This window comes from Streptomyces antnestii, from assembly GCF_004005495.1.
Lineage (GTDB): Bacteria > Actinomycetota > Actinomycetes > Streptomycetales > Streptomycetaceae > Streptomyces > Streptomyces antnestii.
This window is the reverse complement of the sequence record NZ_RZYA01000028.1, coordinates 91,631-102,223: the sequence shown is the minus strand read 5'-3', so window position 1 is coordinate 102,223 and position 10,593 is coordinate 91,631. Positions and strand designations below refer to the sequence as shown.

Below are 10,593 nucleotides of genomic sequence, written 5' to 3'. Positions count from 1 at the left end.
ACGACATCGAGATCATGAACGGCGACTACGAGGGCCGCACTCTGGCCGGCGTCTACGGCTACAAGGACGGCTGGGGCGAACTCGGCCCGCACCTCGCCGATGAGATCACGGCACTGATCGCCACCAAGGCAACCTCCGTCCAGAAGCCGGCCGTCTGACGCGCCGACAGCGACAAACACCCAATTCCCCGTGCGAAGCACGAGGGGAACACCAGCCAGTAGGCGGGCACGACGTGATGGTGGGGCAGCAGCACCCCGATGCGTCCAGCCGGCCTGCAGCTGTTCGATGCACATCGACACCGCACGCTCAACCCGCCAACTCAACCGCTCGCTCGCAAACTGAAGCGCTCAGTCACAATTGATGCCCGCGGGCAGTTCGGGCAAGGGCCTCTACAGCTCGAACTCCAGGTGCTCCACGTCCGTGAACCGCACCTCCTCCAGACTGCCGGCGCGGCGGCCGCCGTCCTGGAAGTACACCTCCTTGAGCGCTTCGGCCGCGATCTCCTTGAGCCGGGCGTCGCTGGCACCGGCCTCCTGGGCGTCGAAGAGGCGGGCGGCGTAGCGGGGTGGCAGGGCGACGGTCAGGTGCCGGATGCGGTCCTGGTCCGTGGACCCGATCGGCGCGGTGTAGCCCATGCGGGCGCGGGTGTCGATGACGATGCCGCCGGTGGAGGGTGCCTTTTCTCGGGCCTTGGCCCGGATCTGGGGCTGCCACCGCTTTTTCACCTCGCGCTCCAGGCGGGCGGCGAGGTCGGCGCGCGGCTTCTTGGCGGTGCCCGCCACGTACCGCTCCACCTGCCGTTGGGAGACGCCGAGCAGTTGGGCGACCGCCTTCGTGCCCTTGAGCTGTTTGACCAGGTACCGCATCTGCGGGCCCGCGGTCTTGGGTGCGGGACGGGTGAACGCCTTCTGCACCGCCTTGTCCAGGCCGTCCCCGAACTCCTTGGCCACTGCCTACTCCCCTACTCGCCGTTGTCGACGTCGGTGACGGTGCCGTCCTTGATGTACCGGGCGAGGTTGAGCTCAGGGGCGTTGAACCGCTCGCGGACCTCCTCACCCCACAGGACGGACTGGGTGCCCTCGTGCTTGACCAGGCCGGGGTTGATGCCGAGCTTGAAGCCGCCGGGCAGCGGCTTGCCCTCCAGGTAGGGCAGGAAGTCCAGCGGCGAGGGACCGCCCGCGGCGTAGACGACACAGTCGGACAGGACTGCTACCGGTACCGGGTACTGCCCGGTGAAGGCGGCGTGCTTGACAATCTTGCGGTGCAGGTTGATGCGGGTGCGGGAGATGACCGCCGCGCGGATGTCCGGCCGCCAGGTGGGCCGGGACAGGGCGCGCCACGGCTCGCCGGGCCGCCAGCCCTCCCCGCGGGGGCGCTCGCGGAGCTTGCCCAGGCCGCCCTTCACGGTCGCCTTGACCGCCGAGACGACGATCGCGAGCTCCGGGTCCCGGGCCTTGTAGTCGTCCATCGCCGTGAGGAAGTCGTGCCGGGCGAGGTCGGCGTCGACGCCGAGGTCGGCCATCGTGGCGAGGTAGGCGTCGCGCAGCCGGTTGTACCAGCCGTCCAGGTAGCGGCCGTTCTCCCGCCGCACCCACGCCTCCACCGGGCGGACTTCGTAGCCGAGTTCCACGGCGTATGCCACGGTCGGTGTCGCGTACCAGGCCGGCCCTTCGGGGCGCTCGCCCTTCGGTGTGAACGGGCTGGGCAGCAACGAGCCGTCCAGCTCCACCCACGTGTCCTTGGCGACCTTTACTTTCGACAGGTCGACGTGTGAGAGGTCGACCAGCCAGCTGCCGGGCAGCTTGGGGTCGAAGACCGGGTTCGTGACGTGGGTGGGTGCTCCGAGACCGACGTTCAGGCCGTTTGCTCCGGCGGCGAAGGCCATGTTGACGTCGATGCCGACGAGGTGGCGCAGGGTGCACTCGGCATCCGTCATCGGCCGGGCCCAGTCGTATGCCTCCTCGAACAGCTTCTCGCCGGGGCCGCGTACGTGGAAGCGGGGCAGGTCCTTGAGGAGCGGGTGCCCGTCCGGGGCCTCGCACGGCGCGCAGTCGAGCGGGTCCTTCCCGAGCGAGCCGGGGTTGTGCTCGGAGTGCCGCTTACCGTCGGCATCCTGCGCGGAGGCGCGGGTCGCCGGGTGCAGCGCGGTCATCAGCTCGAGGCCGGTCACCGCGGTGGAGCCGCGCGGGGTCATCACCCGGGACGCGTACACGCCCAGCACGCGGGCCAGTTCAGCTGGTGGAAGCTGCCCGGCCTCGCCCCAGTGCCGGGTGTCCAGCGCGTTCCACGACGGGATGCACAGCTGCACGCAGGCCCGTTCCGATCCGGTGGCCGGGCGGTAGATCCGCGCCCACGGGCCGAACCCACGCTTCGTCAACTGCCACTGCGCGCGCGTGAGCTGCTTGATGACCTTGTGGCCCTCAGGGATCCGCCCGGCGAGCTTCTCCTCCTCGGTGAGCGTGGCCGGGAGGCCGTAGCGCTCCAGGGCAGCCTCGGTGAGCACGAGGAGCGGATCGGCGTCCTTGCCCGGCTTAGAGAGCTTCGGCTGACCGAGCTTCGCCTCCTTGAGCGTCCAGTCGACCAGGGACGGGAGGGACTTGGCGGGCACGTCGAGGACCAGGCCGCCGGTGCAGTACGCCAGCACCTGCCCGTCGACCAGTGTGTTCCGGCACGGTGCCGGCCTGGGCATCGACGTCGAGGTCGTCAAACGGCCGACAGTAAAGGGCTTCCAGCCCCTGCCGAAGAGGTGGGTGATCGAGCGGACCTTCGGCTGGCTGATGCAGCACCGACGCCTGGCGCGGGACTACGAAACCCTGCCTCAGCGGTCCCGGGCAATGATCCACTGGGCGATGGCTAACAAAATGAGCCGCGAGCTCACGGGAGAATCCACACCAACCTGGCGAATCGAAACCGGCGAATCGGTCAACACGCCCTGAACGTTGATCAGATGCCCTCTTAGGACTCCTAACAAAAATGGTGGGCTTGACCTGGTCAGAGGATGGTGTCGTGCACGAGGTCGCCGGGTAGCGGGACGCGGGCAGCCGCGTAATCGCATGCGATAAACCCGGCGACGTCGGCGAACTTCCCCGGGATACTGGTCGCCCATGGATGAGGTCAAAGTCGTCGTCGCCCATTCCGAGCGCGCGACTCTGCGCGTCGGCGACGTGTTCCTGAAGGTGGACGCCGATCAGGCGCGCATCGACGTCGAGGTCGAGGCTATGTCCCTCGCGCCGGTCCCGACCCCGGAGGTCCTGTGGCGCAAGGCGCCCGTCCTCGCGATCGCCGCACTCCCGGGGACGGTGCTCGGCCGTCTCGGTGAGCCGTCAACCGCGTCGCCGGTGGCGTGGGCCGCGGCGGGCGCCGCCATCCGGAAGCTGCACGAAGCACCGTTGCCGCCCTGGGCCGGTCGGCGCCGCCGGAGTCCCGACGAGTTGGCGGCGGAACTCGACGGCGAGTGCGAGTTGCTGGTGACGAACGGCGTCCTGCCCGCCGCCCTGGTCACCCGCAACCGCCAGGTCGCCGAGGCCGCGCTCCGGCCGTGGATTCCGGCGTTCACGCACGGCGACCTGCAGATCGATCACGTCTTCGTCGACGGCGACGAGGTCACGGGCATCATCGACTGGTCCGAGGCGGGCCGGGGTGATGCCCTGTTCGACCTCGCCACCTTGACGCTCGGACACGAGGAGCACCTCGACGACGTCATCGCCGGTTATGGCACCGATGTCGACCTCGACGTGATCCACGCCTGGTGGTCGTTGCGAAGCCTGCTGGGGGTTCGCTGGCTGGTCGAGCACGGCTTCGACCCCTTCGCGCCGGGCTGTGAGGTCGACGTGCTGAGATCCCGGATGTGAGGCTGTGGGGGCCGGACTGGCCACGTATGCGTTCTGACGCATCGAGCAGGCCATCCCCTGGAGCGCATCGCTTGCCCTTACGCTCAACAGCGTGTGGTGCGCAGTCGTCGCCAGCAGATGACGGCGCAGCCGAGGGTGACGAACGCGTGGTGGATGTCGTCGCGGATCTCCCAGCGGATGCGCAGGCGGCGGAACCAGTGCAGCAGCGCGATCGCTCCTTCCACGACCCAGCGGTCCACGCCCAGGCCGGATCCGTGCCCGGTGCCGCGCCGGGCGACGTGCGGGGCCGGACGGTGACAGCGATCCCCGCCACAGCAGCACAGAGCAGAGCCAGGATCAGGATGGTCGTGCGGTCGGTCGACATAAATCCTCCGGTCCGGACCGGCCTGGTGGCCGACACCTCTTCTTCGATGCGAAGTGCTGGGTGAGCCGCGAGTGCAGCTCACTCTCGCGATCGATCACGATGAGTCCGTCCGTGACGCTGGACCCCAAACACTCACTCAGCCCCGGGGCCGGGACCGACGCGCAGCAGCGCGGTTGGATTCGCGAGCCTTCCCACCCCTCACCGCGCGTCGGCACTGTCGACCGTGGTGACGGCCCAATGAGGTGAAGTGCTCCGTTCATGGCACCAGCGGCCCACCCCCGCGTGTCGCGGGAGCATTGCGCAAGTCCCTGACCGGACCCTTCGGCACTCCCCGGCGGCGATACCAAAACCGCAAAGCCGCTCCGATGCTGAATCAGGAACTGCGGTCCGGGGTCAGGGCGTTGCGTGCACGGGGTCGACGAGCAGCATGACGGCCGTCGAGACGACGGCGTTGCGGGGCCGCTTCGCGGACGGTGGCCATGGTCTCGGTGAGCGGTACGGGCGGGGCGGGGGGCCTGCTTGGTGCTGGTGATCATGCAGGTGCGGCACAGGTCGAGCCACCGGCGCCCGTGGGCGGGGCGGGGGTGTCGATGGCCCGTGTGGCGCGTGCCGGGGTGTCACAGTCTGCGCAGGCCGATATTGCTGAGCAGTAGCTTTGGTTCCACCTTCGTGGCGTTCCGTCGAACCATCGCGGCGCCGGATTCCGGCAAGCCGCAGGTGGGTTTTGGTAAGCCGCAGGTGGGTTTTGGCAATTTCTTGGTAAGTGGCCCCCTCGTCCGTAACCTGCGGCCGGTTGATTCCCTCTAAGAAGGCGTGCATGTAGGTCGATGTCCACAGGAAGAGCCCAATAGCTGATGAGTCTCACAGGAACGCCGTTGCTCTTCACGTCGATCGTCCTGGTGGCGGTTGCCCTCATCCTGCCGCTGCTCCTGTGGTCCCGGATCCGTGGACCGGTGGTCGTGCGCCACGCCGCCCGGATGCTGATGCTGCTGTTCGCGCAGGTCATGGCGGTCACCCTGGTCTTCGTCCTGGTGAACAACGCCAACAACCTGTACGACAACTGGGCCGACCTGCTGGGCACGGGCAACCATGTGCAGCGGGCCGCCAACCTCGGCAAGGATGGCACGGGCGGGGTCCAGATAAAGGCCCTGCCGAAGGTCCGCCAGGCCTTCACGCAGGCCGACGGGCCGAGCATGCACGCGGCCGGCGGGGTGCGCGTCACCCAGCTCAAGGGCCGGGTGTCGGGCGTCGACGCCGAGGTCTACGTCTGGCTGCCGCCGCAGTACAACGATCCCGTATACAAGAACAAGAAGTTCCCGGTCGTGGAGCTGCTGTCGGGCTACCCGGGGTCGGCGAAGGCATGGTTCGGCTCCATGAAGGCCCACGAGCAACTGCTGCCGCTGATGCAGAGCGGACGGGTGGCACCGTTCATCCTGGTGGCGCCGCGCACCAATCTCATCGCCAAGGTCGACACGGGCTGCGCGAACATCCCGGGCGCCGTGAACGCCGACAGCTGGCTCAGCATCGACGTGCCCAAGATGGTGACGGACAACTTCCGCGCCCAGTCCGCGCCGGACGGCTGGGCCGCCGCCGGCTACTCCGCGGGTGCGCACTGCGCGGTGAAACTCGTGGTCGCCCATCCCGACCGCTACCGGGCCGCGATCAGCCTGTCCGGCTACAACGACCCGATCGGCGAACGCGACTCACTCGCCGCACAGAGCATCCAGCTGCGGCGGCGGAACAACCCCTACTTCCTGCTGAAGGGCTATCGCACCCTGCCCCGGATCTCGCTCTACCTCTCCGGTGAGGCCGGCGACGGCTACCAGGCGGCCGCTGCGCTGCGGCAGATCGCCAGGCCTCCGACGGTGGTGCGCGCGGTGTTTGTCCCCCGCAGCGCCGGCGGCCACAGCATGGCCGTGTGGCGGCCGCAGATCCCGGCAGTGTTCACCTGGCTCAGCCAGCAGATGATGGGGCAGGCGTCGGGAACTCTTCCTCAGCCACATCGGCACGCCGGTTCCAAGCGCGCGGCGCTCGCCAGTGGAATCGCATCGCGAGCAGGCGCAGCACGAAAGCGATGACGACCGCGGGCCTGGAGGCACCATCCTCAGTGTGGCTGGAGGGCTACCAGGCCCTCATCCGGGGGCGGGCGGAGAACGAGATCATTGGCCTGTACCCAGTGCCGTACAACACCGAGGCCGGCGTCACGAAGGACTTCCTCCTTCGGGCGGTGGGTGCACCAGCAGCGGAAGACGGGGTTCACCAGCCGGTGAGCGGGGGTGGGTCGCCGGCCGCGTACGCGGCGCACCGGGTGCATGTCGACGCCCGGCAGGTGGTCGTCTGCACGTTCCGGCGGAACTCGGCGCGGTGGCGGTCCTCCCACCGGTAGGGGACGGCCTCGGCGGCGGCGTGTGCGGCTTGCGGGCGTCGCTCAGTGCTCCGGGGGCGGGGTGGGGTCGTCCAGCAGCCTCAGGGCGCGGTGCAGGGCCTCGCGGGCGGCTTGAACGTTGGGGGCGCGGCGGGGCGGGGGCAGGGCCGCGCGCAGGGTCGAGGGGCTCAACTTGGTTCCTTTTTGTGGGGAGTTGGCGCCTGGTAGGTGGTGTGCAGGGAGGGTTATGGGTCGCAGAGGTCCTGGACGGCGCGGAGCAGCACGGCGGCCGTCGACTCAGGCGGGAAGCTCCTCGTCGGCGCGGCCGCCGGCTCCGAGGGTGCGCCGCGGTGCCGGTGCTGGCTCTGTGAGGCACCCGGCCACGCCCCGGGCGCGCAGCTCGGCGACGTCGGGGAGGCGGATGCCGGGCAGGGCGTGGATCAGGTCGGCCTGGGAGGCGCGGATAGTGCTCGGGGCCTGGGGGCCGGAGCCAAGAGCACGGCGGGCCGAACCGGTCCGGCTTCTCGTCGTTGGTCAGGTTCCCGTTCATCGGGGTGAGCGCCCGACGGCGAGCCGACCCGGTGCGTGGGCGCGGGGCCGGCTCCTGGTATCAGTGCGGCGTGACCTTGCCTGCTGGCTGATCACTTCGCCTGGGAGAGCGAGACCGCGTCGGGGCCGGCGGGGAATCGCAGCTGGCCGGTCGTGTCGTGCACGGCTCGCCACACTGTCTCGGCGACGTCGCTCTCCTTGGTGAACAGGTCCTGGCCCGTGAAGTCGCCCATGGCCTTCTTCGCCCATGGTGCGTAGGGCGCCGGGACCAGCTCGTCCAGCGAGGCGCCCTTCGTCGCGTTGGCCGCGAAGTTCGTCGTCAGGCAGGCGCCCGGCTCGACCGTCTTCGCCCGCACACCGAACGGCGCGAGCTCGAGCGCGAGGGATGCGGTGAACCCCTCGATGGCCATCTTGCTCGCCTTGTAGACGGCCGAGAGCGGCATGTGCCCCAGCACCACGCTCGAGGTCACGTTGACCACCACGCCGGAGCCACGCTCGCGGAACTGGGGCAGCACCGCCTGTGTCATCGCCATCACGCCGAACGTGTTGGTCTCGAAGACCTCCCGCACTCGGGCCATGGGAGTGCCCTCGAACACGCTGATCGAGGGCACGCCCGCGTTGTTGACCAGGACATCGATGGGGCCCTCGGCCTCGAACGCGGCGGTGATGCTCTCGGGCCTGGTCACGTCGAGCTCGATGACGCGGAGCCGGTCCGACTCAGGAAGGACGCCTGGACGCGGCGTCCGCATCGTGGCGATGACGTTCCATCCCTGCGAGTGGAAGTAGCGGGCGGTCTCCCGCCCGTACCCGGATGAGGTACCAGTGATCAGAACTGTCTTCATGGTGTGCCCCTTTGCGATGTGGTGGGATCCATACGGGTGGGCAGGCATTTTCCTGCTCCACGGGAGAACCGGTGATCCCATTGAATCGTTCTGACCTGCGGAGATAGTAGAACTATCCTCGCTACTCCTTGCACGATCCTCCAGTAAAGCCCACCCAGCTCAGGGCAGGAGACCTGCCGGCGCACGCACGGCCTGACGCAGGCGGGCGGCGTCCTGGCTGGGGGGCGCGCCGAACTGGCGGCGGTACTCCCGGCTGAACTGCGACGGGTTGTCGTAGCCGACGCGGTGGCCGACTCCGGTGACGTCTGCGGGGTGGGTGGCGAGCAGCAGCCGGGCCTCCTGGAGCCGGATCTGCTTCTGGAACTGGATGGGGCTCATCGCGGTCACCGCTTGGAAGTTGCGGTAGAAGGCGGAGACGCCCATGCCGGACTGCCGCGCCACGTCCTCGACCCGGAAGGGCTGCGCGTAGTGCTCGCGGATCCAGCGCACGGCCCGCGAGATGTGGCTGAGGCTGCTGTCGGCCAGGCCGAGCTGGCGAACCGTCGCACCCTGCTCGCCGGTGATCAGACGCCACAGGATCTCGCGCTTGACCAGCGGGGCCAGTACGGCCCGGTCGCGGGGCTCGTCGAGCAGACGCAGCAGGCGGACCACCGCGTCCAGCAGCGCGGCCGGAGCGTCACTGACGGCGATTCCCGACGGCGCGCCCCCGCTGCTCCGGGGGGCGTCTGCGGGCCCGGCCTCAAGCAGCAGCTCGGCAACGGCGGACGGTTCCAGGACGAGACCGAACCCCAGCGCCGGCTGCTTGGGGTCGGCCTGGGTGAACTGCCCTGTGACAGGCAGATCGACGGATGCAACCAGGTACTGCCCGGGCCCGTACTCGAACACCCTCTCCCCCAGGGCGAGGCGTTTGGCGCCCTGCGCGATGACCGCCAGGAGCGTGCCGGACATCGAAGGCGCCGGCGGATCAGGGCGGTCGACCTTCGAGATGAGGACGCCGTCGACGGCGGTGGTCCAGTCGGGCCGCGCATGGCGGGCCAGCAGGGTGCGGAGTTCTTCGAGGTACATGCGTCCATTGCAGCACCATTTGGCGCCGTGGTTCCCAAAGTCGAGAGGATCGTGCAAGTGCAAACGAGTATCTGTCTAACGTTTTCGCAGGTCAACCCGCTTGAATGGAATCACCGCACTCCATCACCGAAGAGGAAGAGAAGGAATCCATGATTGCCGACTACGGCTTCAGCGCCACCCTGACCGCCAGGCCCGGTATGGGCGACCAGCTCGTCGACCTGCTGCTGACCGGACTGAACGAGGGCAGCCCCGGCGCGAGCGAATACTGCCTCGTCTACCTCGTCTCCCGCTCCGCATCCGACCCCGACGTCGTCCACGTCGCCGAAGGCTGGACCAGCGAGGAGGACCACCACCGCGTCTTCGCCGGCAGGACCGCCCAGGCCATCGTGGCGCAGATCGACCCGCTGCTCGCCAAGGACTCCGAGTACACCGACTACGTTCCGGTCCGCGGCAAATCCGCCCTCTGACCCGCCGAACACCCCACACCCCAGCCTCTGCTGCCTCGGTGCCCACCGAGGTGGCCCCCGTCCTCGCCCGACCGTCCCGCCACCACCCACGAGAGGCAACGACCATGACCACAGCACGCCCCTCCCTCGACCCCGAACTGCATGAACTCCTGGCCGACATGCCGCTGATGTCCCAGCTCAGCCCGGAAGTGCTGGCTCAGGTACGCCCCTTCTCCTCGATGCCCGTCGAACTCGTCCTCGAAGGTCGCGCTGTCGACCGGCGCGAGGTCACCGTTGCGAGTCCGGACGGCACCCCGATCCCCTTGTCCGTCTTCAGCCCCGCGAACAGCGATCGCACCGCTGCCGCACCCTGCGTCTACTGGATGCACGGCGGCGGGATGGTCATGGGCGACCGCTTCTCACAGATCGACATCCCGCTGGAGTGGCTCGACGAGTTCGGCGCCGTCGTGGTCTCCGTCGACTACCGGCTCGCGCCCGAGTCCACCGGCACCATCCCGGTCGACGACTGCTACCAGGGACTGCTCTGGATCGCCGACCACGCCGCCGAACTGGGCATCGACCCCGCCCGGATCATCGTCGCAGGCGCCAGCGCGGGCGGCGGCCTCGCCGCCGGCGTCACCCTGCTGGCCCGCGACCTCGGCACCCCGACGATCGCCGCCCAAGTCCTGATCGGCCCCATGCTCGACCACCGCAACACCACCACCTCCAGCCTCCAGTACTCGAACGGGCCCGGCGTCTGGACCCGCGAGATGAACGGATTCGGATGGCGCTGCCTCCTCGGCGACCTCACCCACGACGAGGTACCCGCATACGTCTCACCCGCCCTGGCCGACGACCTCGCGGGCCTGCCGACCACCTACATCGACACCGGCTCCGCCGAAGTCTTCCGCGACGAGGACACCGACTACGCCACCCGCATCTGGGCGGCCGGCGGCCAGGCCGAACTCCACGTCTGGGCAGGCGGCTTCCACGGATTCGACGCCCTGTACCCGCAGGCACACATCTCGGCCACAGCCCGCCGAACCCGCACCGACTGGCTCGCCCGGCTCCTGCCCACGAACCCCGCCGCATAGGTGAAGTCGACGAGTTT

The 10,593-nt window shown here is 69.1% G+C and carries 9 protein-coding genes and 4 pseudogenes; 7 read left to right on the top strand and 6 right to left on the bottom strand.

Going from position 1 to position 10,593, the window contains the following annotated elements; all coding sequences use genetic code 11:
* Positions 1-158: pseudogene (locus tag EOT10_RS37220) on the top strand (FMN-binding glutamate synthase family protein); the annotation flags it as partial.
* A 231-nt stretch (positions 159-389) separates the two neighbouring features.
* Here EOT10_RS37220 and tpg read toward each other — a convergent pair.
* Both tpg and tap read right to left on the bottom strand, forming a co-directional pair.
* On the bottom strand, positions 390-950 hold the full coding sequence (gene tpg, locus EOT10_RS37215; RefSeq protein WP_127832811.1) for a telomere-protecting terminal protein Tpg: 561 nt from the start codon (positions 948-950) through the stop codon (positions 390-392).
* A gap of 11 nt (positions 951-961) precedes the next feature.
* Positions 962-2,689, bottom strand: a complete 1,728-nt coding sequence (gene tap / locus EOT10_RS37210) for a telomere-associated protein Tap (protein WP_223281428.1) — start codon at positions 2,687-2,689, stop codon at positions 962-964.
* Between tap and EOT10_RS37205 the strand changes: the two are divergent.
* Both EOT10_RS37205 and EOT10_RS37200 read left to right on the top strand, forming a co-directional pair.
* A pseudogene (locus tag EOT10_RS37205) lies at positions 2,670-2,936 on the top strand (transposase); the annotation flags it as partial. The gene tap and the pseudogene EOT10_RS37205 overlap by 20 nt on opposite strands.
* Before the next feature lie 168 nt (positions 2,937-3,104).
* Entirely contained in the window at positions 3,105-3,851 is a 747-nt protein-coding gene (locus EOT10_RS37200; protein WP_127832810.1) for a phosphotransferase family protein, read from the top strand.
* 83 nt (positions 3,852-3,934) lie between these two features.
* Here EOT10_RS37200 and EOT10_RS37195 read toward each other — a convergent pair.
* Positions 3,935-4,129 (bottom strand): annotated as a pseudogene (locus tag EOT10_RS37195) (IS5/IS1182 family transposase); the annotation flags it as partial.
* Positions 4,130-5,069: 940 nt separating this feature from the next.
* On the opposite strand from EOT10_RS37195, the gene EOT10_RS37190 reads away from it, so the two are divergent.
* A complete protein-coding gene (locus EOT10_RS37190; protein WP_127832809.1) occupies positions 5,070-6,293 on the top strand; it encodes an alpha/beta hydrolase in 1,224 nt (407 codons plus the stop codon).
* A 23-nt stretch (positions 6,294-6,316) separates the two neighbouring features.
* Positions 6,317-6,464 (top strand): annotated as a pseudogene (locus tag EOT10_RS37185) (helicase associated domain-containing protein); the annotation flags it as partial.
* Positions 6,465-6,643: 179 nt separating this feature from the next.
* Here EOT10_RS37185 and EOT10_RS42725 read toward each other — a convergent pair.
* From EOT10_RS42725 to EOT10_RS37175, 3 genes are all read right to left on the bottom strand, one after another.
* The gene (locus tag EOT10_RS42725) at positions 6,644-6,772 is read right to left on the bottom strand and encodes a hypothetical protein (RefSeq protein ID WP_262985467.1); all 129 of its coding nucleotides are present in this window, start codon (positions 6,770-6,772) and stop codon (positions 6,644-6,646) included.
* Positions 6,773-7,221: 449 nt separating this feature from the next.
* Positions 7,222-7,971, bottom strand: a complete 750-nt coding sequence (locus EOT10_RS37180; protein ID WP_127832808.1) for an SDR family oxidoreductase — start codon at positions 7,969-7,971, stop codon at positions 7,222-7,224.
* A gap of 159 nt (positions 7,972-8,130) precedes the next feature.
* Complete coding sequence (locus tag EOT10_RS37175) at positions 8,131-9,036, bottom strand: AraC family transcriptional regulator (RefSeq protein WP_127832807.1); 906 nt, start codon at positions 9,034-9,036, stop codon at positions 8,131-8,133.
* A gap of 149 nt (positions 9,037-9,185) precedes the next feature.
* Between EOT10_RS37175 and EOT10_RS37170 the strand changes: the two genes are divergently transcribed.
* Together EOT10_RS37170 and EOT10_RS37165 are read left to right on the top strand one after the other, a co-directional pair.
* Positions 9,186-9,503 carry a putative quinol monooxygenase gene (locus EOT10_RS37170; protein WP_127832806.1) on the top strand — a complete coding sequence of 106 codons (318 nt, stop codon included), beginning with the start codon at positions 9,186-9,188 and terminating at the stop codon, positions 9,501-9,503.
* A gap of 104 nt (positions 9,504-9,607) precedes the next feature.
* Positions 9,608-10,576 (top strand): alpha/beta hydrolase, encoded by a 969-nt coding sequence (locus EOT10_RS37165; RefSeq protein WP_127832805.1) that lies wholly within the window; start codon positions 9,608-9,610, stop codon positions 10,574-10,576.
* Positions 10,577-10,593: the final 17 nt, after the last annotated feature.